Origin of the sequence: Sphingomonas sp. BK069 (genome assembly GCF_014193405.1) — a bacterium.
Taxonomy (GTDB): domain Bacteria; phylum Pseudomonadota; class Alphaproteobacteria; order Sphingomonadales; family Sphingomonadaceae; genus Sphingomonas.
This window is the reverse complement of sequence record NZ_JACHZH010000003.1, coordinates 144,475-167,643: the sequence shown is the minus strand read 5'-3', so window position 1 is coordinate 167,643 and position 23,169 is coordinate 144,475. Positions and strand designations below refer to the sequence as shown.

Genomic DNA, 23,169 nt, shown 5'->3' with positions numbered 1-23,169 from the left:
GCGCCCCCTCTTACCCCACCAACGTCACGCTCATCGTGATGCGCTTCTCGCCGCCGGGCGCCACCTCGAACACGCCGGGCTTGTCGCGATACTCGCCGGTGTAGCCCTCGGGGTCGGCGATGCCGTGCCACGGCTCGACGCAGACGAACGCCGCCCCCGGCTTGGTCCAGATCCCCAGCTTGGGCGTGTCGGGGAAAGCGATCTCGAGCTGCGGGCCCGCCTCGGCGCCGTAGTGGACCGACTGCGAGTGTATCTCGTCCCACACCAGCGCATCATGCGCGAACAGCGCGTCGTCGAGCCGTAGCACGCGCCCGTCGAGCGGGGAGGGCACCGTTGCCGCCGCGATCGTGCCGTCGGCGGCGATGCTGCGCAGCCGCGCGGGCTCGTCCGCCGCGAAGACGATGCGGTGATCGCCGCGCGCCTGGCCATAAGGCAGCGGCCAGGCGAAGGCGGGGTGGAAGCCGAAGCTCGCCGGCAGCGGCACGTCCGCGGGGTTGGCGATGGTCGCCTCGATCGCCAGCGTCGCGCCCTCGAGCGCGAAGGCGAGCTCGAGCCGGAAGGCGAAAGGGTAGCGCGCGCGCGTCGCGGCATCGTCGGTCAGCGCGAACACCGCACGCGTCGGCGTCGCCTCGATCACCGCGAAGTCGCTGCGCCGCGCGAAGCCGTGCTTGCGCATCGGATAGTCGACGCCGTCGACGCGGATGGTCTCGCCCGAGGGCGCGCCCACCACCGGGAAGAGGATCGGCGCGCGCCCGTTCCAGAAGCGTGGGTCGGCGTCGGTCATCAGCTCGCGCCCGTCGGCGTCGGTCAGCGACGAGAGCTGCGCGCCGTGCGGGTCGATCGCCGCGCCCAGCATCCCGTTCGACAGTCGGATCCACTCAGCCACGCAGGGTTGCTCCCAATTTGCCCGCCGCGGCGACCACCTTGTCGGCGATCGCCTTGAGCTCGGCGTCGGTGAAACTCTTCTCGCCGGGCTGGAGCACCACTTCCAGCGCGACCGACTTCTGCCCCTCGGGCACGCCCGTGCCGGTGAAGACGTCGAACACGCGCGCACGCACGATCGCGGCCTTGTCGGCGCCCTTGGCGGCGCGCGCCAGCGCCTCGGCGGCAAGCGCGACGGGGGCGAGGAAGGCGAAGTCGCGGCGCACCGGCTGGAGCGCGGGTGGCGCATAGGCCGGACGCATGAAACCCGTGCCGCGCTTCGCCGGCAGCGAGTCGAGGTACAGCTCGACCGCGGCGACCGGGCCGGACAGGTCGAAGGCGCGCAGCACCGCGGGATGGACCGCGCCGAACGCCGCCAGCACCGTCTTGGGACCGAGCCGCAGCGTCCCCGAGCGACCGGGGTGGAAAGCGTCGCCCGCCTCGCCCATCACCTGGAGATTGTCGACCGGCGCCCCCGCCGCGGCGAGCAGCGCCAGCGCCTCCGCCTTGGCGTCATAGGCGTCGAAGCCGGCGGCCTTGCCGTCGCGCCAGCCGCGCGCGCGGCGGTCGCCCGCGAGCACGATGCCGAGCGTGGCGCGCTCGTGCGGCGCGCCGTCCTTCGCCAGGTAGCGCCGGCCCAGCTCGAACAGCCGCACGCCGTCGCTGCCCTGACGCAGGTTGCGCTCGGCCGCGGCGAGCAGGCCGGGGAGCAGCGAGGGCCGCATCACCTTGAGCTCCTCGCTGATCGGGTTGGCGAGCGTCCAGGCGCCGCCGCCGAACACCGCGGCGTGGCGCTCCGCGACGAAGCTCCACGTCACCGCCTCGTCGAGCCCGCGCGCCGCGGCGGCGCGGCGGACGCGGCGCTCGACCTTCTGCTCGGGCGTGGCGGTCGGGCGCGCGACGCCGGACAAGCGGGGCAGCGCCACCGATTCCACACGGTCGAGCCCCTCGATCCGGATCACCTCCTCGACCAGGTCGGCGGTGCCGTCGACGTCGGGGCGCCAGGTCGGCGGGGTGACCTGCCAGTCGGACGAGACGGCGAAGCCGAGCGCTTCGAGGATCGCGCGCTGCCGCTCGGCGGGTACGTCGAGGCCGCCGAGCGTCGCGGCGCGTGCCGGGTCGTAGGCATAGCTCGGCATCGCCACCGGCGGCGCGCCCACGCGCGTGACATTGCTGGCGGTGCCGCCGCAATATTCCCGCACGAGGAAGGTGGCGATCGCGAGCCCGTCATCGAGGAACGCCGGGTCGACGCCGCGCTCGAAGCGCTGGCGCGCATCGCTGGTCAGCGCGAGCTTCTGGCCCGTGCGCGCGATCGCGTCGGGCGCGAAATAGGCGCATTCGATGATCACGTCGGTGGTCGTCCCCGACACGCCCGAGTGCGCGCCGCCCATGATGCCGCCGATATCGTGCACCGCCGCATCGTCGGCGATCACGGTCATGCCCGCGGCGAGTGTATAGGTCCGGCCGTTGAGCGCCTCGACGGTCTCCCCGTGGCGCGCCTGGCGCGCGACCAATGCGCCGGACAGACGGGCGCGGTCGTAGACGTGCAGCGGGCGGCCGAGGTCGACGGTGAGGTAATTGGTGATGTCGACCAGGGTAGAGATCGGCTTCTGCCCGATCGCGCGGAGGCGGCGCCGCATCCACTCCGGCGACTCGCCGTTGATGAGGCCCGCGACCGTCTGTGCGTAGAAAGTGGGGCAGCCCGCGGTATCCTCGATCCGCACGTCGGGGCCGGGGCCGTCGCCCGGTACCGCCGGCACGGTCAGCGGCACGAGCGTGCCGAGCCCCGCCGCGGCGAGGTCGCGCGCGATGCCGCGCACGCCCATGCAGTCGGGGCGGTTGGGCGTCACCGACACGTCGATCACCGCGTCGTCGAGCCCGGCGTAGTCGGCGAAGGTCGCGCCGACCGGAGCGTCGGCGGGCAACTCGATGATGCCGTCATGGTCGTCGCCCAGCTCGAGCTCGCGCGACGAGCACATCATGCCGTTCGACTCGACCCCGCGGATCGCCGCGACGCGCAGTACCATGCCGTTGGCGGGGACGGTCGCGCCCGCGGTGCCGAACACGCCGACCAGCCCGGCGCGCGCGTTGGGCGCGCCGCACACCACCTGGAGCGGCGCGCCGCCGTTGACCTCGGGGCCGGCCTCGACCGTGAGCACCTGGAGCTTGTCCGCCTGCGGGTGCGGCGCGGCGGTGAGCACGCGCGCGACGCGGAAGCCGCCGAGCCGCGCGGCGGGGTTCTCGACCCCTTCCACCTCGAGCCCGACGCGGGTGAGCGCGGCGACGATCGAGTCGAGCGACTCGCTCGTGTCGAGATGGTCCTTGAGCCAGGAGAGCGTGAATTTCATCGGTTCGTCCGGAGCTGAAGGAAGGTCAGGCGGGGGTGCCGACGCCGCCCGACAGCGTCGGGACGTCGAGCGCGGCGAAGCCGTAGTGGTGCAGCCAGCGCGTGTCGGCCTCGAACATCGGGCGCAGGTCGTCGATGCCGTATTTGAGCATCGCCAGCCGGTCGATTCCGCAGCCGAAAGCGAAGCCCTGCCACTCCGCGGGATCGAGCCCGCAGTTGGCGATCACGCGCGGGTGGACCATGCCGCTGCCCAGCACCTCCATCCAGCCCGCATCGCCGCCGATGACGCGCTTGCCCTTCTCGACCGAGAAGCCGACGTCGACCTCGGCGGAGGGTTCGGTGAACGGGAAATAGCTCGGGCGCAGCCGCAGCACGACGTCGTCGCGCTCGAAGAAGGCCTTGAGGAAGGTCTCGAGCGTCCACTTCAGGTGGCCGAGCGTGATGCCCTTGTCGATCACCAGCCCCTCGACCTGGTGGAACATCGGCGTGTGCGTCGCGTCCCAGTCCGAGCGATACACGCGGCCGGGCGCGATGATGCGGATCGGCGCGCCCGCGCCGTTCTGGCGGCGCGCGACCTCGACCATGGTGCGGATCTGCACCGGCGAGGTATGCGTGCGCAGCACCAGGGGCGCGGCCTCGGCGCCCTCGGCTTGCGCGACGTAGAAGGTGTCCTGCATCGCGCGCGCCGGATGCGTGTCCGGGATGTTGAGCGCACCGAAATTGTGCCAGTCGTCCTCGATCTCGGGCCCGGTGGCGACCGCGAAGCCGAGGTCGGCGAAGATCTCGGCCAGCTCGTCCATGACCTGGCTGACCGGATGGACCGTGCCGCCCGCGGGCAGGTCGACCGGCAGCGTCATATCGAGCGCCTCGCTGGCGAGCTGCGCGTCGAGCGCGACCTGCTCCAGCACCGCCTTGCGCGCGGCGATCGCGGCGGTGACCGCCTCGCGGAGCTGGTGGATCGCCGGGCCGCGCGCCTGGCGCTCCTCGGGCGACAGCGCGCCCAGCGTCTTGAGCAGCGCGGTGACGCGCCCCTGCTTGCCGAGCGCCTCGACCCGCACCGCCTCGAGCGCATCGAGCCCCGCGGCCGCGGCGATCGCGGCGAGCAGGTGGGTCTGGAGCTCGTCGGTATCGGTCATTCGTCACCTTTGTCAGTCACGCGGTCGTTGTGCCCTGCCACGGGATCGAAGCCGAGGCCGAGCGCGAGATCGGACCACGCCGGGTTCGCCTCCTCGATCAGCCGCAACTTCCAGTCGCGCCTCCACTTCTTCAGCTGCTTCTCGCGTGCGATCGCAGCGTCCATCGTGTCGGCGGTCTCGTACCAGACCAGCCGCACCGCTCCGTAGCGGGTGGCGAACCCTGGGATCAATCCTCCGCGATGCTGCGCCAGTCGCGCGAGCAGGTTCGAGGTGACGCCGACGTACAGCGTGCCGTGGCGTCGGCTCGCGAGAATGTAAACGCACGGCTGCTTCGGCATGGCGGCGGCGGTTCGGCAGATCGAGGTATCTAGGCAATGTAGACGACCTCGCTGGCGAACGGCGTCAGCGTCGTGCCACGTTTCTTCGACGTGCCGCTCTTGCCCCCTCCGTCATCCCCGCGGAGGCGGGGATCCTTTCGCGCGGGTCCGCGTGAGAGGTGGAACGTCAGCGTGTATGGATTCCCGCCTTCGCGGGGATGACGTGTAGGGGTGTGGGTGACGACGTGAGCGGAATACGCGTCAGCTGTATGACGGCCTCCCCGCCCCCCCCCCAAACGAGAAAGGGCGCCGGTGTCCCCACCAGCGCCCCTCGTCTCAACGCGGAGGAAGCCTCACGCCGCCTGCGGCAGCGCGGCCTTCGCCTGGGCGATGATCGCGGTGAAGGCGGCGCCCTCGTTCATCGCGATATCGGCCAGCACCTTCCGGTCCAGCTCCACGCCCGCGAGCTTCAGCCCGTGCATGAACTGGCTGTAGGTCAGGCCCTCGGCGCGGACGCCGGCGTTGATGCGCTGGATCCACAGGCCGCGGAAGGTGCGCTTCTTCACCTTGCGGTCACGGTAGGCGTACTGGCCGGCCTTCTCGACCGCCTGCCGCGCGACGCGGATGGTGTTCTTGCGACGGCCGCGATAGCCCTTCGCCTGCTCCAGGATGTTCTTGTGCTTGGCGCGAGTGGTGACGCCCCGCTTGACGCGTGCCATATGCTATTCCTCCTCGTCGCTCAGTTCAGGCCGTACGGCGCCCAGGCCTTCACCGTGGCGGTGTCGGCCTTCGACAGCACCGTGGTGCCGCGGTTCTGACGGATGTACTTGGCGTTGTGGCTGATGAGGCGGTGGCGCTTGCCGGCGACGCCGTGCTTGATCTTGCCGGTGGCGGTGAGCTTGAAGCGCTTCTTGACGCCGCTCTTGGTCTTGAGCTTGGGCATTTTCGTCCTTTCTGCTGGAGCGTTCGGCTGAAACGGCCGCGGCAGCCCTGGATGGCCGGGCCGTTCGTCACCGCCGATCGCTCGGAGAAGCGCGCGCCTTAGCCGCGCTCCCGGCGAAAAGCAACCGCCCGCATCTGGCACGGTCGCGCGCGCGGCAGCGGGAACCGCGCCGCCGAGTCGCGCGATTGGACCGCCATGGCAACGATCCCGCCCGACACGGTCGCCGCGCCCGCTCCGTCCGCGGCGTCGGCCGGCGCGGCGGGTACATCACCGCCGCCCGCGCCGCCGGAAGGCGCCGGCCGATCGCGCGGCCGCGGCTGGCGGATCGCGCGCAACGTCGCGCTGGGCCTCGTCGCGCTCATCGCCGCGATCTGGCTGGTGCTGTTCGTCACCAAGGGCCGCTTCCTCAAGCGCCCGTTCGAGAGCGTCGTCGGCAAGCTGACCCATCGCGAGGTGACCGTCGGAGGCGACTTCCAGCTCTATTTCGCGCCGCTCAAGATCAAGTTCTACGCCGAGCGACTCGCCATCGCCAACCCCGGCTGGGCCACGCGCCCGAACCTGTTCGCCGCGGAGCGGATCGATTCGCGGATCGCGCCGCTGTCGCTGCTGGTCGGCAAGCGCCGGCTCTACTGGCTTGATCTCACCAACGGAGCGGTCGACCTCGAGTGGGATCCCGCGCACACGCGCAACACCTGGACCTTCAGCGAGGACAAGGGCTCGGGCAAGCCGCTCGACCTGCCGCGGATCGATCGCGCCACCGTGACGGGCACGCAGGTGCGCTACCGCGACCCGCGGATGAGGCTGCTCGCCGACCTGACGCTCGACACGATCCGCTCGGCCGACGCGCGCATCGGTCAGGAGGTGGGGCTGAGCGGCACCGGGCAGCTGCGCGACACGCCCTTCACCCTGGCGGCACGGCTGCTCTCGCCCGACGCGACCGTGGCACGCGGGCGCAACGAGCTGGTCGCGCGCGCGCGGGTCGCAGGCAACATTGTCGACGTGGCCGGCACGCTGCCTAGCCTCGCCGAGTTCGAGAACGTGCCGCTGGCGGTGCGCGCGACGGGGCGCAACCTGTCGACCCTGCTCGACGTCATCGGCGTGGTGATCCCCAACACCCGCACCTACCGGCTCGGCGCGCAGCTGGTGCAGAGCGGGAACGAATATCGTTTCACGCGGCTGCGCGGCGCCTTCGGTGCCAGCGACGTCGCCGGGCGGCTGACCATCACCAACGGCGCGCGGCTCCACCTCGATTCGGAGCTGACGACCCGCCGGCTCGACATCGTCGATGCCGCGCCGTTCATCGGCTACAACCCGGACATCGTCGCGGAGAAGGGCGCGGTCGCCGCCGCCGCCGCGACCGGCGCCGCACCGGCCCGGATCCTGCCCGATGCCGCGCTGCCGGTGGCGACGATGCAACGCTTCGACGCCGACCTGAAGTGGCATATCGGCGTGGTGCGCTCGCGACGGGTGCCGATCGCCGACATCGACATGGTGCTCGATCTCGAGCGCGGTCGGCTCGCGCTGTCGCCGCTCACCTTCGCGATGGCGCGCGGCAACGTCGCCGCCGACGCGATCTTCGACACGCGCGAGCGGCCCAGCGCGGTCAGCTATGACATCCGCCTCGCGCCCACCCCGATGGGGCGGCTGCTCGCCGGCTATGGCGTCGCCGAGTCGGGCACGTCGGGGACGATCCGCGGCCGCATCCAGCTGGCCGGGCGCGGCGACACGATCCACGACTCGCTCGCCAGCGCGCGCGGGCGGATCGCCTTCGTGATGCCCGCGGGCACGTTATGGACGCGCAACGTCGAGCTCGCCGAGATCGACCTCGGCACCTTCGTCCAGAAGATGTTCCAGCAGGAGCTCAAGGAGCCGGTGCGGATCAATTGCGGCCTGGTCGCCTTCACTGTCCGGGACGGTATCGCCGCGACCGACCCGGTCCTGATCGACACCAAGAACAACGTGATCCTGGCGCGCGGCGGATTCAGCTTCAAGACCGAGGCGCTGGACCTCGCCTTCCGCGCCGATTCGAAGAAGTTCAGCCTCTTCTCGGGCCAGTCGCCGGTCGGGCTCGGCGGCTATTTCGCGCAGCCGCAGCTGAACGTGATCTCGCCGCAGCTGGTGGCGCGCGCCGGGGCCGGGCTGGGCCTGGCGGTGGTGGCGACGCCGGTCGCGGCGCTGCTGGCGTTCGTCGATCCGGGCGACGCCAAGGCGGCGCAGTGCGGCCCGATCCTCGCGGGCAAGACCGCGGCGGCGCAGCGCGACGAGAAGGGCGAGCCGCGCACCGACGTCGGCAATGGCACGACCAGCAAGGCGCCGGCGCCGAAGCGGAAGAAGTTCCTGGGGATCTTCTAGGCCGCCCTCACCGCCACGATCCCTCGGGAAGGTCGACGTCGCGAACGGCCGCGTCGAGCGCGGCGACCAGCCCGGCGCGATCCAGCGGCACGCAATAGGCCGGCTTGGCGCGCTCGAACCGCCATCCCTCGGCCAGCGGTCCCACGTCGACCGCGCCGTAGCCGAGCGAGCCGTGCAACGCCGCTACCTGCGCGCAGGCGCCCTCGTCGTCGCCCGCGATCGGCAGCGCGCGGCGTGACCCGCCCGGCAGCACCGGCGGCGCGCGCAGGTCGCGCGCGAGGATGGCGTTGAATGCCTTCACCACCGTCGCCGCTGGAAAGTGACGCGCCACCATCTCGCTGGTCGTGGTCGAGCGCGAGTCGAGCGCGGCGATCGGGCCGTCGCGGTCGGGATAGTGGTTGTTGGCGTCGGCGACGACCCGACCCGCCAGCAGCCCCGGCGCGAGCGTGAATACCGCGGTGAAGGGGATCGCGAGCACCACCAACTCGCTCAGCGCGGGCACGTCGTCGGCGCGCGCGGCGGCGCAGCCGATCGTCGCGGCGAGGTCGTAGATGGTCTCGGGCGCGCGCGAGTTGGCGAGCGTCACCTCGTGCCCCACCACCACCGCGCGCCGCGCCAGCGCCTGGCCGACCTGGCCCGCCCCGATGATCCCGACCCGCATCGCTCACTCCGCACTGACCTCGGTGCTTTATAGCGGCGTGAAAGGGGGACAGCGGTCGGGGCGAGCGGAAGTGTCGCGCCGTCACGCCGAGGCGGGCGGCGGCGCGGTGCCAGGTTCCTCCGGCACGGCGAGCGGTCGCACCCGCACCAGCAGCACGCCGCCGAGCAGCGCGAGCCCCCCGAGCGCGGCGCAGAACAGCACGACCCCCGGCCAGCCGTGACGAGTCCAGGCAATGCCGCCCGCCGATCCGAGCACGCTCGAGCCGACATAGTAGAAGAACAGATACCACGCCGCCGCCTGCCCGCGCGCGGCGCCACCGCGACGGCCGACCCAGGCGCTCGCGATCGAGTGGGCGCCGAAGAAGCCGATCGTCAGCACCGCGATGCCGAGGATCACCAGCCACAAGGGCGTCGCCGCGGTGAGCGCCACCCCCGCGATCAGCAGCACGACCGGGACCCAGAAGACGCGGCGTCGGCCGAGTCGTCCCGCCAGCCCGCCGAACAGCCGCGAGCTGACGGAGCCGAGCACGTAGAGCAGGAACACCGCCCCGATCGTCGCCTGCCCGAGGCCGTACGGCGGCGCGAGCAGGTGGAAGCCGGCATAATTGTAGATCGTCACGAACGCGCCCATCAGCAGGAAGCTCTCGACGTAGAGCAGGCGCAGCCCGGGATCGCGGAACAGCGCCGCGGCGCCGCGCGGCAGCGCGAGCCAACCGGCGTCGCTCGGCGCGAACCGGCGCGACGGCGGGGCCAGCCGGCGGAAGGCCTCGGCCAGCGCGAGCCCGATCAGGCCGACGCTCGCCAGCGCCCAGCGCCAGTCCGCCACCGCGGCGACGAGGCAGGCCACCAGCCGCCCGCCCATGCCGCCGAGCGCGCTGCCCGCGATATAGAGACCCATCGCCGCGCCGATCGAGGCTGAGTCGACCTCCTCGGCGACATAGGCCATCGCCACCGCCGGCACGCCCGCGAGCGCCAGCCCCGCGAGCAGCCGCAGCGCGAGCAGCCCTTACCAGCCGGGCACCACCGCCGCGGCCATCGTCAGCAGCGCCGCGGTGATCATCGCCGCCACCATCAGCGGGCGGCGCCCGACCCGGTCCGACACCGCGCCGGCGACGAGGATGCCGAGCGCGAGCGGCCCCGTCGCGAGTGACACCGCCAGCGACGCCGCCTCCGCGCTCAGGCGGAAGTGCGTGGCGAGCAACGGCAGCAGCGGCTGCACCGCGTACAAGGTGGAGAAAGTGGCGAAGCCGGCGAACAGCATCGCCAGCGTGAGGCGGCGATAGGCCGGCGAACCTGCCGCCAGTGCGGGCGGCACGGCGCTCAGCCGGTGCCCTGCGCGCGCGCCCCGGCGATCATGCGACGCGCGATCTCGCGCACGCCCTCGTCGTCCTTGCTGTCGTCCCGCGCCGGGTCGCCAAGGTGCGACAGGCTCCCTTCGAGGAAGTCGAGCAGCCCGGGATCGCGCGACTCGAGATATTCGATGAGCTTGAACAGCAGATGCTCGGTGGCGATCTCGCGCTGCCGCGTCCGGCTGAGGTCGTCTCTCATGGAGTGCTCCTTTCGAGCTTCTCTAACCCTTGGCGCCGGGCGCGGCTCCCCAACGAGGCAGCACCTTTGGCGTACGCTCGCCGAAATCGCGACATTTCCGCTGCCGAGCCGTTCGCGGGAGGAACAAGATGCTGTTTACGCTTCATTTTACCGAGATCTCGCGGCACCATTCGCCCGCCCGAGCGGGCGGCGAAGGTGCGTCCCTTTTCGGGAAGGAAGCGCGCGCTTGGTCGCTTGCCGGTCCGTGGCAATCCCGCATGCTCACCGGGCTTGTCAGCTAACCTACGGTGACGACGCGAAGAACGAGAGAACGCCCACAACCACCGCATCGAACGCGGGGCGACCGGCACGACCGGTCGGATAACAGGAGAGAGCTATGGTCAGCGTGCTGCACGGCTCGGCTGTCGTTGCCATGGTGGAGCAGGGCCAGAGCGAGGCCCGGCCCGCCAGCGCGCTGCCGCCCGATCGCGTCCTGAGCGCGGTCGCGTCGGCGGAGGTCGACGACCCGCTCGTCGCGGTTGCGCGCGACCATGCCCAGGCGCTCGACGCCGACGTGCTGCTGATCACCTGGCAGCCCCCCGCCGGCGCGCCGGTGGTGCTCTACGCCGGCGGCGCGGGGCTCACGCGCGAGCGGATCGATCGGCTCGTCGCCGAGCAGGCCGTGCATCCGGCGCGCGCGGCGCGCGAGTGGCGCCCGGAGAGCGAAGGCGACGAGGGCGGCGCACGACTGCTCGCCGTCTTTCCCGCCGGCGATGCCATGGTGACGGTCACGACGCTGTTCGCCCGCCCGAGCGAGACAGCGCGGCGACGCGCCGAGGCCGAGGCCGCGCGCCGTCAAGCGCTGCTCGACGCCTTCTTCGCGTTATGGGCGCAGCGCGCGCGCGCGCAGGCGCAGGCGCGGGGCCTCGCCGAGGCGGTGAACCACAGCGACGTCGGCGTGCTGCTGGTCAACGCGCGCGGCCAGCTGATGCTTGCCAACGGGATCGCCGAGGCGCTGATGGCGCGCCAGGACGGGTTGCGGCGCAGCGGCACGCTGCTGAGCGGCAGCCGCCTGCCCGACACGCTGCGGCTGCAGACCGCGATCGACCATGTCGTCGGCGGCGGCACGTCGCGCACACGGGCCGCCGCGCCGGTGATCGCGCTGGGCCGCGCCGAGCGGCGGCCGCTGCTGGTCGCGATCGTCGCCACCGACCAGCCGCCCGTCACCGCCGAGGACTGCGCCGCGATCCTCTATGTCTTCGATCCGGCGCAGGAGCTGCGCCGGCTGATCGAGCCCGTGTGCAAGCTCTATGGCCTATCGCCGGTAGAGACCCGGCTCACCTGCCTGCTCGCGGACGCGCTGAGCCTGGCCGATGCCGCCGCGGCGATGCACGTGCGCGAGCAGACCGCGCGCTCCTACCTCAAGCAGATCTTCCTCAAGACCGACACCAACCGGCAGGCCGAGCTGGTGTGGCTGATGCTGAAGAGCGCGGTGCGCCTGGCGCCGATCTGCCGCACGACTTTCGTGTGAACACCCCCTGAACGAGGGGGGCGGCTTTCCCCGAACGAGGGCAAGGGAATCACTTATGTCGGGGCAGAGAAGCGCCAGCGAAGTCCGCATACCGATAGCGTACCGAGGATACGGTGCCGCACCGCTCCTCCGACGACGGCGACGTCGCGCGGTCAACAGGGGGCGTGGCGATCACGTGATAGCGAGGAACGCCGACATGAAAGCACCATTCTACCGCTCCTGCTCCGTCGCCGCGCTGCTGATCGCAGCCCCCGCGGTGGCGCAGACCGCCGACCCCAGCAACGGCGCGAGCGCGGGGCAGAACGCCGCCGCGGGCGGCTCCACCGCCTCGACCGACAGCTCGAACAACTCGACCAACGACTACTCGAACAGCTCGACGAACGACTGGTCGAACAACTCGACCGCGGACAATTCGAACAGCTCGACGACGGATAACTCGAACAGCTCGACCACTGATAATTCGAATAGCTCGACCAACGATTACTCGAACAACGCGGTGACCACGTCGGACAGCTCGAACAATTCGACCAACACGGCGGACAGCTATAACTCGTCCACGTCGGACAGCTCGAACAACTCGACCACGACCACCGACGCCTCGGACAACTCGACCACGACCACCGACGCCTCGGACAACTCGACCACCGACAATTCGGTGACCACCAGCGACAGCGGCAATGCCACCGCCTCGGCCGGTCGTGTCGCCGCCAACAACAGCGCATCCGCGACCGACAACACCAACAACTCGTCGAGCGACTCCTCCAACAGCTCGACCAACACGACTGACAGCTACAATGACAGCTCGACGACCACGACGACGACCACCGACGCCTCGGACAACTCGTCGACGGATAACTCCGACAGCTCGATGACGGACAACTCGAACAGCTCCACCACCGACAACTCGAACAGCTCGACGACCGACAATTCCAACAGCTCGACCAACAACAGCAACAACGACAGCTCGACGACGACGACGACAGACGCGTCGGACAATTCGACAACGGACAATTCCGACAATTCGACCACCGACAACTCGAATAATTCGACCAACGACAATTCGAACAGCTCGACGACCGACAATTCCAACAACTCGGTCAACAACAGCAACAACGACAGCTCGGACAACTCGACCGACAATTCGGTCGCGAACAGCAACAACGACAGCTCGGATCACTCGATCTCGCTGGTCGGCACCTCGGCGACCGCCTCCGCGTCCAACGCCAACGTGTTCGGCGACAGTGCCATCGTCGCCAGCTCGACGCTGTCGAGCTACGTCACCGGTGTCTCGGTGAGCTTCGGTGGCGGCGGTGAGGGTGGCACGCCCGGCGCGGCCAACCAGCTGAGCAACAGCGGCGGCGCGTTCCAGAACTACGCCGGCATGCAGGCGCTCAACCAGAACACCGGCGTCGGTGCCTCGCAGAACGCGAGCGTGTCGGTCGCGGTGTCGACCGGCGACGTCACCTTCTGATGCCCCCCGGGCCGGCGGCGATGCCCCTCGCCGCCGGCCCACCTTCGACCAACCAGGAGCGTGCCGATGCCCCGCCTCATTCCCCTCTGCCTCTGGGCATCGCCGCTGCTCCTCGTCGGCGCGCTCGCCGCCGCGCCCGCCGCAGCACAGACCGAGGCGACGCCGTTCGCCACCGCGGCGCTCGACGAGGACGCGCTGGCGCACATCGCCGGACGCGAGGACACGCGCCAGTCGGCGCTGGCCGAGCAGAACGCCGGCGTCGCGCACAACAGCGTCGGCGACAACGTCCGCACCGGCGACGCCACGATCGACGGTCAGGCGTTTCAGAACATGTCGGGCCTGTCGGTGCTGAGCGTCAACACGGGCAACAATGTCGCGATCAACGCCGCGATGAACGTCACGATCGCGCTCTCGCCCACCCCATGACCTTAGCCGCGCCCGTCCACCGCCAGATCGCGGCCGTGCTGCTGGCGCTCGGCGCCACGGCATGCGCGGGCGACGTCGCGCCCGGCTCGCGCTTCGTCGGCGGCGCCGGCGCCGGGCCGGTCGGCGACTATCGCGTGCCGGTCCGCTCGATGGCGGAGCGGCGCTTCGACGGCATCGTGCGCCAGCGCTACGATTTCAGCTGCGGCTCGGCCGCGCTCGCGACGTTGCTGCGCTATCATTACGACCTCGACGTGCGCGAGGATCTCGCCTTCCGCGGCATGTGGCTGCGCGGCGACCAGCAGCAGATCCGCCGGCTCGGCTTCTCGCTGCTCGACATGAAGCGCTGGCTCGCCAGCCGCGGGCTGCGCGCCGATGGCTACAAGGTGTCGCTCGACAAGGTGCGCCAAACGGGTGTGCCGGGGATCGCCCTGATCGCGATCCGCGACTACCGCCACTTCGTCGTGGTGAAGGGCGTGAGCGCGCGCGAGGTGCTGCTCGGCGATCCCTCGAGCGGCGTCACCGTGATGCCCCGCGCCGCCTTCGAACAGGCGTGGAACGGCATCTATTTCGTGCTCGCCGACGACCAGCCGCTCGCCAAGACGCGGTTCAACCGCGAGGCGCAGTGGCTCGCCTATGCGCGCGCGCCGATCGGCGGCCGCTTCTCCGATCCGGTCAGCCAGCAGGCGCTGTCGATCACCGCGCCGTCGTACGGGGACATATCATGAGCGGCGCGGCGCTGATGCTGCTCGGCCTGGGTCAGGCGCTGTTCGGCGCGCTCGCGCCCGTCCCCGACTCGGCGCTGGCGGAGGAGCGCGGCGGCTTCATGCTGCCGGGCGGGATCGACGTCGCGCTGACGGTGCAGACGCAGACCGCGGTCGACGGCGCGGTCGTGCTGCGCACCGTGTTCCAGGCGAGCCAGGGCACGCCGACGCTGACCGTCTATGCGCCGCGCGCGGGCGAGACCGTCGCCGCCGCGCCCGCGGTGGCGACCAGCGGCGCCGGCGCACGGGCGCCGAGCGTGACATACGACACGCGCACCGGTTTCCAGGTGACGCCCGGCACGAGCGCGCCGGGCGTCGGCGTCGCCGCGGCGGGAGCGGCGGCGTTGCCCGCGGGACTCGAGGCGGTCGCCGGGGGCATGACCGACCATGGCGTGATCACACAGGCGCAGCAGGGGGGCACACGGACGGTGGAACTGAGCGGCAGCGATCTCACGGTGACTCATCTCGCCGGCAACGTCTTCGGCACCGCGATCGCCAACTCGGGAAGCGACCGCGTCATCGACACGCAGACCAGCGTCGCGATCGATCTCGGCGCGGCGGGCGCCGAACTGCTCGCCGGCTCGGCGCTGCTGCGAGTCGGCGAGATCGCGGGCGCCGCCACCGCGATGCGGGCGCAGTGATGCGGCGAGTCGCGCTCGCGCTGCTCGCCACGACGATCATCACCGCTCCCGCCGAGGCGCAGCCGGCACGCCGGCGCGCGCCGCTGCAGCGCCAGCTCGATCAGGCGCTCCAGCTGATCGAGGCGCAGCGCGCGCGGCTCGACGCGCAGGCGGCGGAGCTCGCCGAGCTGCGCCGCCGCGTCGACGCCCAGTCAGAGGCGGTCGCGCGCGCCGAGTCGGCGCCGCTGCCGCAGCTCGCCGCCGCGCCGCCGCGCGCGCCGGCGGTCGCCGCGGCGCAGGGCGCGGCGCCGGGCGCACCGGGCGACCCCGCGGGCGTGCTCCAGCCCCCGCTCGAGCGAGTCGGCCAGGCGCCCGAGGACGCCGAGCAGCCGATCCAGCTCGCGGTGCTCGACAGCCAGTCGAGCGTGGTCACGCGCAAGGGCCAGCTCACCGGCGAGTTCCAGGTCGATTACGCGCGCGCCGATCGCAGCCGCGCGGTGTTCCGCGGCGTCGAGCTGGTCGAGGCGGTGCTGGTCGGCGTATTCGACATCAACGAGAGCCGCCAGGACGTGCTCACCGCCTCGGCGGCGCTGCGCTATGGCCTCACCGACCGGTTCGAACTGGGCGTGCGCGCGCCCTTCATCCACCGCGCCGACGCCTCGATCATCGCGCCGATCGCGGGCAGCACCAACAACGACCAGGCCGCGACGATCGACAGCTCGGTCAAGGGCACAGGCATCGGCGACATCGAGCTGACCGCGCGCTACCAGCTGCTCAGCGGCGGCAACGGCCGGCCCTATCTGATCGGCAACCTCCAGGGCGTGCTCCCGACCGGCACCGATCCCTTCGCGATCCGCCGCGACGACCTCGGCCGGCCGACGCGTGCCGCCACCGGCGCTGGCTTCTGGGGCGTCGCGCCGAGCGTCACCGCGATCCTGCCGAGCGATCCGGTCGTGCTGTTCGGCACGCTCGGCTATACGTTCAACCTGCCGCGCGACGTCAACACGCGCATCCCCCCGGTGGTGATCACCTATGTCGACCCGGGCGACGCGATCTCGGGCTCGGCGGGGATCGGCATCTCGCTCAACCAGCGCACCACGGTGAACTTCGGCTACGCGCATACCTGGGCGTTCGGCACGCGGACGCGCACCATGCTGATCGAGCCCACCGCCGCCTGGCCGGGCGAGCGCGAGACGATCTCGCGCGACCTTCAGATCGGGCGCTTCCTGTTCGGCGTGACCTATCGCGTCACCGACCGCGCCAGCCTCAACTGGTCCGTCGAGGTCGGCGCCACCGAGGACGCGACCGACCTGCGCACCGTGCTGCGCGTGCCTGTGGTGCTGCTGACGGGGCGATGAAGGGGGTCAGCGCAGCTCGCCGTCGGCGTCGTATTTGAGTTCGAGGTAGCGGCCCTGCACCGCGATCCCGTCGAGCGCGCCGCGGCCGAGCTGCGAGTCGACGCGCGCGAGCTCGCCGTCGAGCAGACGCAGCCCGTTCTCGAGCAGCAGGTCCGGCGCGGGCGCTCCGTCGCGCGCGCTGCCGCGCAGCGAGATCGGCACCGCGCGCCAGCCGTCCACCAGATCGGGCAGCTCGACCGCGATCAGCGCGCGGACCTGCGCCGCCGCCGGGCTGCGCGGGTCGAGCTGGGCGAGCCGCGGCGCGAGCGTCTCGAGCCGCTGCGCCATCGTCTCGCTCAGCCGCAGCGCGGGCGGCGGCAGCCCGCGGCGCTGCGCGGCGAGCCACAGCGCCGCCTCGGCGGCGAGGTCGGGCAACGCCGCGCCGGCGAGCGCCTCGCGCCCCGGCGCGCGCGGTGCCGCGCGGATCAGCACCAGCGTCGTCAGCAGCAGCATCAGCGCCGCGGCGACCGCGAGCGCCACCGCGGGCGCCACCGCGATCGCGAGCAGCGCCCACACCAGCAGCGACGCCGCGGCGGCGAGCACGACCCGCACGAGCAGCCGGCGGTGACGCCGCGCGCGCGCCTCGCGTTCGCGCCGCGCCTGCGCGCGCCCCTCGGGCGAGACGCGGCGCAGCAGCTCCTCGGCCTGGGTGAGGCCGACGTCGGCGAAGCCCGCGGCGACGCTGCGCGCGCGCTCGACCATCGGCGTGCCTTGGCGGGGATCGGGTTCCATCCCCGGAGGTTGCCGCTGTCCGGCGGCGCGGTCCAGTGAGTCGCCGCGGTGTGCTCAGATCTGCGCCAGGCCGCCGTCGGCGAAGACCTCGCTGCCGGTCATGAAGCTGCTGTCGGACGAGGCGAGGAAGGTCGCTACCGCGGCGATCTCGTCGGGCTGGCCGACGCGACCGATCGGCGTGCCCGCGCCCAGCTCCACCATCGCGTCGCGGCCGACCACCTCCTGCGCCAGTTCGGTCAGCGTCGGCCCGGGCGAGAGCACGTTGACGCGGATGCCGGTGCCGCGCAGGTCCTGCGCCCAGCTGCGCGCGAAGTTGCGCACCGCCGCCTTGGTCGCGCTGTAGACGCTGAACGCGGGCGTGCCCATCGAACCGGTCGTCGAGCCGGTGAGGATGATCGAGCCGCCCGCGCGCATCAGCGGCAGCGCCGCCTGCACCGTGAACAGCACGCCCTTCACGTTGATGTCGAAGGTGCGCTGATATTGCTCCTCGGTGATCTCGCCGAGCGGGACGAGGTCGCCGTGGCCGGCGTTGGCGAACAATATGTCGAGCGTGCCGCGCTCGGCCCTCACTTGATCGAACAGCCGCGCGAGGTCGGCGAGGTCCGACACCGATCCCTGCACTGCGCGCGCACTGGCGCCAAGCGCCTCCACCGCGCGGTCGAGCGGCTCTCGTCGGCGCCCGGTGACATAGACGAACGCACCCTCGTCGACGAAGCGCTTGGCAGTGGCGAAGCCGATGCCGGTCCCGCCGCCGGTCACCACCGCGGTCTTGCCATCCAGTTTCTTCATGGTCGTCTGCTCCGTTCTTTTGAACTGGCGCAGAGCTGATCACGTGCCTACCTGGCGACAAGTATGCACCTTTTGGTAAGTACCCGAAATATGACGAACACTACCGATCTTCCCGCGCCCGGCTTCAGTTGCGGGCTCGACGCCACGCTCCGCGTCATCGCGGGCAAGTGGAAGCCACTGATCATCTACTTTCTCATGCAGGGGCCGAATCGCTACGGCGCGCTCAAGCGCGCGGTCCGCGGCGTCAGCGACAAGGTGCTGATCCAGCAGCTTAAGGAACTGGAGGCGGACGGCATCGTCATCCGGCGCGACTATCACGAAGTGCCGCCGCGCGTGGATTACACGCTGACCCCGCTCGGCCACGGCCTCGCCGCCGCGCTGGCGCCGCTGTGCGAGTGGGGCAGCGCGAACATGGCGGCGGTGACGCGCCTGCTCGAGGAGCGCGCGCGCTGGCAGGCGCCACCCCCCGCGCTCGCGCCCGTCGGCGGCTGACGGCCGCGAGAAGATCGTTACTCCCCTGGTAACTTTTACCGCTACGCCCGCGTTGGCGCCGGCGTATAGTTCGCGGGAAACGAGGGGATTACGAGATGATGCACCGCCGCGCCGCCGCGCTCGTGATGGCCCTGCCGCTCGCCGCCTGCGGGGTGAACAGCGTCCCCACCGCCGAGGAGAACGCCAAGGCGCGCTGGGCCGACGTGCAGAACGAATATCAGCGCCGCGCCGACCTGATCCCCAACCTCGTCGCGACGGTGAAGGGCTATGCCAAGCAGGAGTCGGACGTGCTGACCCGGGTCACCGAGGCGCGCGCCTCGGCCAATCGCGTGCAGGTGAGCGGCGACCAGCTCAGCGACCCGGCCGCGGTACAGCGCTACGCCGCCGCGCAGAACGCGGTGACGCTGTCGCTGCAACGACTGCAGGAGGCCTATCCCGACCTCAAGTCGAACCAGAACTTTCTCTCGCTCCAGTCGCAGCTGGAGGGGACCGAGAACCGCATCACCGTCGCGCGGCGCGATTACAACCAGGCGGTGCAGGACTATAACACGCGGATCCGCACCTTCCCCGACGCGGTCGGCGCCAAGATCTTCTACGGCGCCAAGCCGCTGGTCCCGTTCCAGGCGACGAGCCCCGGCGCCGAGCAGGCCCCAACCGTCAACTTCGGCAGCTGAGCCGCGACGATGATCGCGGGCGTGCTCGGGCGCGACTCGATGCGGCGCTGGTGCGCGTTGCTGGTGGCGCTGCTGTGGCTGGCGGTGGCGGCGAGTGCGGCCGCGCAGCAGTTCCCGCCGCTGACCGGCCGCGTCGTCGACGCTGCCAAGCTGCTCGACGCCGACCAGATGCGCCAGCTCGACCAGCTCTCCGCCGCGGTCGAGCAGGCCTCGTCGCGCCAGCTCGTCGTCGCCACCGTGCCGAACCTCCAGGGCTATACGATCGAGGACTATGGCTATCGGCTCGGCCGCGCCTGGGGCATCGGCCAGAAAGGCGCCAACAACGGTGTGATCCTGCTGGTGGCGCCGAATGAGCGCAAGGTGCGGATCGAGGTCGGCTATGGGCTCGAGCCGATCGTCACCGACGCTTATGCCAGCATCGTCGTCAACCAGACCATCCTGCCGCGCTTCCGCGACGGCGACATGGCGGGCGGGATCGTCGCCGGCGCGCAGCAACTCGCCGAGCAACTCAAGCTACCGCTCGAGGCCGCGGAGCGCCGCGCGGCGCAGGCCAGCGCCAAGCCGGCGCGCGCCGAGAACGGCGGCGACTGGATGGTCGCTGCCTTCTGGATCGCGGTGGTGCTCGTCTTCGTGCTGCTGCCGCTGCTGCGCCGCTCCGCCGGGGGGAAGCGCTATCGCGGCGGGTTCGCGCCGGTGGTGATCTGGGGCGGCGGCGGATCGGGCTGGGGCGGCGGCGCGTCGGGGGGCGGCTTCTCCGGCGGGGGTTTCTCCGGCGGCGGCGGCTCGTTCGGCGGCGGCGGCGCGAGCGGTAGCTGGTGATGGCGCGGCTGGTGCTCAGACCTGCGGAGCGCGCCGCGGTGACCGAGGCCGTCACCGCGGCCGAGCGCGCCACCGACGGCGAGATCGTCACCGTGGTGAGCGAGCGGTCCGATGCCTATCACGACGTCGCGCTCCATTATGCGCTGCTCGCCATGCTGGCGGCGCCCGCGGTGGCAGCGCTGTGGCCGGCGTCGCTTACGCCCGGGAATGGCTGGGGCGAGTCGCGCGCGACCGCACTGGCGCTGCTGCTCGTGGCGCAGGCCGCCACCTTCCTCGTCGCGCGACTGCTGCTCGCCTGGATGCCGCTACGGCTGGCGCTCACCCCGCGCGCGACCAGGCGGCGCCGCGTGCGGCGGCGCGCGCTGCTCTATTTCCGCCTCGCCGCCGAGCGCCGCACCGCCGGGCGCGAGGCGGTGCTGCTCTACCTCTCGGCCGACGAGCGCGCCGCCGAGATCGTCGCCGACCGCGCGGTCCACGCCGCGGTGCCGCCCGAACGCTGGGGCGCGGCGATGGCGGCGCTGGTCGATTCGGTGCGGGCGGGGCAGGCGGGCGAGGGCATGGTCGCGGCGGTGGGGGCGATCGGCGCGATCCTGGCCGAGCAGCTGCCCAAGAGCGCGACCGACGTCAACGAGCTGCCCGACCGCGTGATCGAGCTATAAGGCACGCGGCCCGCCGCGGTTGACCCGACGCCTCCGCGCCCTCACAGCGCGCGGCCTATGACCCGTCCCGGCTTCGCCTTCTCCACCCGCTTCCGCGTGCGCTACGCCGAAATCGACGGTCAGCGCGTCGTCTTCAACTCGCGCTACCTCGAATATGCCGACGTCGCCGCGACCGAATTCTGGCGCGCCAGCGGCATCGCCGAGGCGCTCGGGCCGGTGTGGGAGGACAGCGAGTTTCACATCCGCCGCGCCGAGCTCGACTATCTCGCGCCCTTCACCTGGGGCGACGAGGTCGAGGCGCATGTGCGAGTCGAGAAGCTCGGCACCACCAGCATGACACTGCGCTTCGAGCTGACCAACCCGGCCACCGGCGCGCTGTGCAGCGTGATCACGATGGTGAGCGTCAACGTCCACCTGCCGACCGGCCGGCCGGTGCCGATCGCCGACGCGGTGCGCGCCTATGTCGAGGCGCTGCCACGCGGGTGAGAGGCTATTGGCCGTCGCTCGGTCCACGGCCGGCGCCGACTGCGCTGTCCTCGCCGGTGGCGCGGCCGCCGTCCTTCTTCGGATAGGCCTCGGGCGTGGTGCCGCCCTGGTTCTTGACCGCCTGCTCGTCGCCCGCGTCGCGGACCTTGCCGTCCTGGCGGAAATCGCCGCCCGGCTTGTTCGGCTGTTCGCTCATGTCACTCTCCTTCGCTGCCCCCCTAACGAGCCGAGAGCGCCAGGAGTTCAGCCGTCGCGGCGGCGCTCGATCAGCCAGGGGCGCGGGCGGCCGGTCGGCTTGGCGGTGCCGTCGAGCCGCGTCGCCTTGTTGACGCGGACCGGCTGGAGCATCAGCGTGCCCTTCATCCCGCCCCCGGTGGGCTCGGCCAGGATGCGCTTCACCGTCGCCTGCCCCGCCACCACTCGACCGAAAGCGGCATAGCCCGGGTTGGTCGGTGTCCAGTCCATCGAGGGGATCGCGCCGACGGTGATGAACCAATTGCCGTTCGCCGCGCCGGGTGGGCCGAGTCGCGCCATCGAGATCGTCATGTCGAGATGCTTGATCCCGGTCTGCTTGGTCGATTCGTGCGGGATCGTGTCGAGGAAGCGGCGCGCGTCGGTGCGGATACCCGACTGGACGAAGCCGTAGCGTGGGTCGCGCTTGTTGCGTGCGGTGCGGTAGAAGCTGACGCCGTCGAACCGCCCGTCGTCGACGTAGCGCATGAAATTGGCGGTGGTCACCGGCGCGTGGCGCGCGTCGAGCGCGAGCACGATCGGGCCGTCCGCGGTGTCGAGCCGGACCCGCACCCAGCCGGGCGTGGCGCGATCAGCGCGCTGCGCCGCGGCGGGGGGGGAGAGCAGCGCGGCGAGCGCGACGAGCGGGAGCAGGGGACGCATGCGCTCGGCGCTAGGTCGCGCGGCGCACGCGCGCAAGCCGGCCGCGCGATCAGCGCGGGGCCGAGCGCGCGAGCAGCGCGACGAGGTCGTCCTTCCACAGCCGCGCCCAGGTGTGGCTGCCGTGGCCGCGCGTCGCCACGCTCTCGGGGATCAGCCGAAAGCGGGCATCGCGCATCCGCTTCACCGCCCGGTCGGGATAGTCGAGCGCGCGCGGGTTGATGAAATCGTCCGCCGAGTTGATCCAGGTCAGCGGCGCGGTGATCGCCTCCAGCCGCGGCCACGGATCGTAGCTGCGCGACGAGTCGAGCGCCCAAATCAGGTCGTTGGCGTCGAGCCCCTTGAGCGAGGCGGCGACGCGCTGGCGCGCGTAATCGGCCGCGGCGTCGCGCGTCGGATAGGCGTCCTGAAGGTAGATCGGCGCGCCGCCCGCGACGAACAGCAGCGCGGCCGCGCCGCGCAGCCCGGCGAGCGGCTGCGCCCGATAGCGACCGCCGGCATAAGCCGGGTCGGCGGTGATCGACTCGATCGCGAGCTGGCGCCACATCCGGTTGAGCCCGGCGATCTGTACTGCCTCACAACCGAGCGGCATCAGCGCGCGCGCGGCATCGGGCCAGCGCTCGCCCCACTGCAGCGCGTGCATGCACCCCATCGACGTGCCCATCAGCAGCCGCAGCCGCTTGATCCCGAGCGTCTCGGTCACCAGACGGTGCTGGAGCGCGACCATGTCGTCGTAATCGTAGCGCGGGAACGCGGGGCCCATACCGTTGGACGGCTTGGACGAGCCGCCGTGCCCGATATTGTCGGGCAGGATGACGTAGTAGCGCGTGATGTCGAGCGGCTGGCCGGGGCCGTAGAGCGCGTCGGCGAACTGCGGCTGGAGGAACTGCTTGCCGGTGCCGCCGGTGCCGTGGAGCACCATCACGGCATTGTCGATCTCGCCGCGCGAGTCGCGATGTGGCGTGCCCAACGTCGTATAATGGAGCCGGACCCGCGCCATCGTCCCGCCCGCGGCGAAGGTCACGTCGCGCAGCTCGGCGTCCGCCTCGCGGGTCGGCCAGATGCGTGCGGCTGCGGGCTGCGGCGCCGCGGCAGTGATCGGCGGGCGCTGGCCCTGCTGCTGGGCGAGCGCGGGCGAGGCGGCGAGCCCGATCAGGGCGAGGAGTGAGCGGATCATGCCACCTTGTCGGCGAGCCGCCGCGGGGGCGCAAGCGGCGC

At 71.6% G+C, this 23,169-nt stretch carries 26 protein-coding genes and 1 pseudogene; 12 read left to right on the top strand and 15 right to left on the bottom strand.

The genetic code is table 11. The features are described 5' to 3' along the window. Positions 1 to 10: 10 nt before the first annotated feature. The 6 genes from FHY02_RS12090 to rpmI all read right to left on the bottom strand — a co-directional run bounded on the left by FHY02_RS12090 (position 11) and on the right by rpmI (position 5,664). Positions 11 to 886: an aldose 1-epimerase family protein gene (locus FHY02_RS12090; protein WP_183922343.1), complete on the bottom strand. Its 876-nt coding sequence runs from the start codon at positions 884 to 886 to the stop codon at positions 11 to 13. Further along, positions 879 to 3,269, bottom strand: coding sequence for a phenylalanine--tRNA ligase subunit beta (gene pheT, locus FHY02_RS12085; RefSeq protein WP_183922341.1), 2,391 nt, complete (start codon positions 3,267 to 3,269; stop codon positions 879 to 881). Before pheT ends, FHY02_RS12090 begins: the two co-directional genes overlap by 8 nt. A 25-nt stretch (positions 3,270 to 3,294) precedes the next feature. Further along, complete coding sequence (gene pheS / locus FHY02_RS12080) at positions 3,295 to 4,404, bottom strand: phenylalanine--tRNA ligase subunit alpha (RefSeq protein ID WP_183922339.1); 1,110 nt, start codon at positions 4,402 to 4,404, stop codon at positions 3,295 to 3,297. Then, entirely contained in the window at positions 4,401 to 4,742 is a 342-nt protein-coding gene (locus FHY02_RS12075; protein ID WP_183922337.1) for a GIY-YIG nuclease family protein, read from the bottom strand. Before FHY02_RS12075 ends, pheS begins: the two co-directional genes overlap by 4 nt. A 332-nt stretch (positions 4,743 to 5,074) precedes the next feature. After that, a complete protein-coding gene (gene rplT / locus FHY02_RS12070) occupies positions 5,075 to 5,440 on the bottom strand; it encodes a 50S ribosomal protein L20 (RefSeq protein ID WP_183922336.1) in 366 nt (121 codons plus the stop codon). Positions 5,441 to 5,460: 20 nt separating this feature from the next. Beyond that, positions 5,461 to 5,664 carry a 50S ribosomal protein L35 gene (gene rpmI / locus FHY02_RS12065; protein WP_058755056.1) on the bottom strand — a complete coding sequence of 68 codons (204 nt, stop codon included), beginning with the start codon at positions 5,662 to 5,664 and terminating at the stop codon, positions 5,461 to 5,463. A gap of 195 nt (positions 5,665 to 5,859) precedes the next feature. Here rpmI and FHY02_RS12060 point away from each other — a divergent pair, with 195 nt between their 5' ends. Further along, positions 5,860 to 8,016, top strand: a complete 2,157-nt coding sequence (locus FHY02_RS12060) for an AsmA family protein (protein WP_183922334.1) — start codon at positions 5,860 to 5,862, stop codon at positions 8,014 to 8,016. A 7-nt stretch (positions 8,017 to 8,023) separates the two neighbouring features. Here FHY02_RS12060 and FHY02_RS12055 read toward each other — a convergent pair whose 3' ends face one another. The 4 genes and pseudogenes from FHY02_RS12055 to FHY02_RS12045 all read right to left on the bottom strand — a co-directional run bounded on the left by FHY02_RS12055 (position 8,024) and on the right by FHY02_RS12045 (position 10,224). After that, positions 8,024 to 8,677: an NADPH-dependent F420 reductase gene (locus tag FHY02_RS12055; RefSeq protein ID WP_183922332.1), complete on the bottom strand. Its 654-nt coding sequence runs from the start codon at positions 8,675 to 8,677 to the stop codon at positions 8,024 to 8,026. A gap of 81 nt (positions 8,678 to 8,758) precedes the next feature. Further along, the gene (locus tag FHY02_RS23440; protein ID WP_409322525.1) at positions 8,759 to 9,265 is read right to left on the bottom strand and encodes an MFS transporter; all 507 of its coding nucleotides are present in this window, start codon (positions 9,263 to 9,265) and stop codon (positions 8,759 to 8,761) included. Then, positions 9,260 to 9,937: pseudogene (locus FHY02_RS23435) on the bottom strand (MFS transporter); the annotation flags it as partial. The gene FHY02_RS23440 and the pseudogene FHY02_RS23435, both read right to left, overlap by 6 nt. 59 nt (positions 9,938 to 9,996) lie before the next feature. Then, positions 9,997 to 10,224: a hypothetical protein gene (locus FHY02_RS12045; protein ID WP_183922330.1), complete on the bottom strand. Its 228-nt coding sequence runs from the start codon at positions 10,222 to 10,224 to the stop codon at positions 9,997 to 9,999. Between the two features lie 376 nt (positions 10,225 to 10,600). On the opposite strand from FHY02_RS12045, the gene FHY02_RS12040 reads away from it, so the two are divergent. The 6 genes from FHY02_RS12040 to FHY02_RS12015 all read left to right on the top strand — a co-directional run bounded on the left by FHY02_RS12040 (position 10,601) and on the right by FHY02_RS12015 (position 16,370). Then, positions 10,601 to 11,734: a hypothetical protein gene (locus tag FHY02_RS12040; RefSeq protein ID WP_183922328.1), complete on the top strand. Its 1,134-nt coding sequence runs from the start codon at positions 10,601 to 10,603 to the stop codon at positions 11,732 to 11,734. A gap of 196 nt (positions 11,735 to 11,930) precedes the next feature. Beyond that, on the top strand, positions 11,931 to 13,205 hold the full coding sequence (locus tag FHY02_RS12035) for a hypothetical protein (RefSeq protein ID WP_183922326.1): 1,275 nt from the start codon (positions 11,931 to 11,933) through the stop codon (positions 13,203 to 13,205). Between the two features lie 66 nt (positions 13,206 to 13,271). Beyond that, entirely contained in the window at positions 13,272 to 13,631 is a 360-nt protein-coding gene (locus FHY02_RS12030) for a hypothetical protein (RefSeq protein WP_183922324.1), read from the top strand. After that, complete coding sequence (locus FHY02_RS12025) at positions 13,628 to 14,356, top strand: C39 family peptidase (protein ID WP_183922322.1); 729 nt, start codon at positions 13,628 to 13,630, stop codon at positions 14,354 to 14,356. The genes FHY02_RS12030 and FHY02_RS12025 overlap by 4 nt, the downstream gene beginning before the upstream one ends. After that, positions 14,353 to 15,033, top strand: a complete 681-nt coding sequence (locus tag FHY02_RS12020) for a hypothetical protein (protein ID WP_183922320.1) — start codon at positions 14,353 to 14,355, stop codon at positions 15,031 to 15,033. Before FHY02_RS12025 ends, FHY02_RS12020 begins: the two co-directional genes overlap by 4 nt. Then, entirely contained in the window at positions 15,033 to 16,370 is a 1,338-nt protein-coding gene (locus tag FHY02_RS12015; RefSeq protein WP_183922318.1) for a transporter, read from the top strand. Before FHY02_RS12020 ends, FHY02_RS12015 begins: the two co-directional genes overlap by 1 nt. Positions 16,371 to 16,376: 6 nt before the next feature. On the opposite strand, the gene FHY02_RS12010 is transcribed toward FHY02_RS12015, so the two are convergent. Together FHY02_RS12010 and FHY02_RS12005 are read right to left on the bottom strand one after the other, a co-directional pair. Next, positions 16,377 to 17,141 carry a hypothetical protein gene (locus tag FHY02_RS12010; protein WP_183922315.1) on the bottom strand — a complete coding sequence of 255 codons (765 nt, stop codon included), beginning with the start codon at positions 17,139 to 17,141 and terminating at the stop codon, positions 16,377 to 16,379. 54 nt (positions 17,142 to 17,195) lie between these two features. Beyond that, complete coding sequence (locus tag FHY02_RS12005; protein WP_183922313.1) at positions 17,196 to 17,930, bottom strand: SDR family NAD(P)-dependent oxidoreductase; 735 nt, start codon at positions 17,928 to 17,930, stop codon at positions 17,196 to 17,198. A gap of 90 nt (positions 17,931 to 18,020) precedes the next feature. Between FHY02_RS12005 and FHY02_RS12000 the strand changes: the two genes are divergently transcribed. The 5 genes from FHY02_RS12000 to FHY02_RS11980 all read left to right on the top strand — a co-directional run bounded on the left by FHY02_RS12000 (position 18,021) and on the right by FHY02_RS11980 (position 21,060). Next, positions 18,021 to 18,422, top strand: coding sequence for a helix-turn-helix domain-containing protein (locus FHY02_RS12000; protein WP_183922311.1), 402 nt, complete (start codon positions 18,021 to 18,023; stop codon positions 18,420 to 18,422). Between the two features lie 95 nt (positions 18,423 to 18,517). Continuing rightward, on the top strand, positions 18,518 to 19,096 hold the full coding sequence (locus tag FHY02_RS11995) for a LemA family protein (RefSeq protein ID WP_183922309.1): 579 nt from the start codon (positions 18,518 to 18,520) through the stop codon (positions 19,094 to 19,096). A gap of 9 nt (positions 19,097 to 19,105) precedes the next feature. Beyond that, entirely contained in the window at positions 19,106 to 19,915 is an 810-nt protein-coding gene (locus tag FHY02_RS11990) for a YgcG family protein (protein WP_260158880.1), read from the top strand. After that, positions 19,915 to 20,574 carry a TPM domain-containing protein gene (locus FHY02_RS11985; RefSeq protein WP_183922308.1) on the top strand — a complete coding sequence of 220 codons (660 nt, stop codon included), beginning with the start codon at positions 19,915 to 19,917 and terminating at the stop codon, positions 20,572 to 20,574. Before FHY02_RS11990 ends, FHY02_RS11985 begins: the two co-directional genes overlap by 1 nt. Positions 20,575 to 20,631: 57 nt before the next feature. Next, the gene (locus tag FHY02_RS11980; RefSeq protein WP_183922306.1) at positions 20,632 to 21,060 is read left to right on the top strand and encodes a thioesterase family protein; all 429 of its coding nucleotides are present in this window, start codon (positions 20,632 to 20,634) and stop codon (positions 21,058 to 21,060) included. 4 nt (positions 21,061 to 21,064) lie between these two features. On the opposite strand, the gene FHY02_RS11975 is transcribed toward FHY02_RS11980, so the two are convergent. Genes FHY02_RS11975 through FHY02_RS11965 form a run of 3 tightly spaced genes read right to left on the bottom strand, consistent with a single transcriptional unit; the run spans position 21,065 to position 23,128 of the window. Beyond that, the gene (locus tag FHY02_RS11975) at positions 21,065 to 21,256 is read right to left on the bottom strand and encodes a hypothetical protein (RefSeq protein WP_183922304.1); all 192 of its coding nucleotides are present in this window, start codon (positions 21,254 to 21,256) and stop codon (positions 21,065 to 21,067) included. 47 nt (positions 21,257 to 21,303) lie between these two features. Beyond that, entirely contained in the window at positions 21,304 to 21,954 is a 651-nt protein-coding gene (locus FHY02_RS11970; RefSeq protein ID WP_183922302.1) for a peptidylprolyl isomerase, read from the bottom strand. 49 nt (positions 21,955 to 22,003) lie between these two features. Then, positions 22,004 to 23,128: an alpha/beta fold hydrolase gene (locus FHY02_RS11965; protein ID WP_183922300.1), complete on the bottom strand. Its 1,125-nt coding sequence runs from the start codon at positions 23,126 to 23,128 to the stop codon at positions 22,004 to 22,006. Positions 23,129 to 23,169 lie beyond the last annotated feature (41 nt).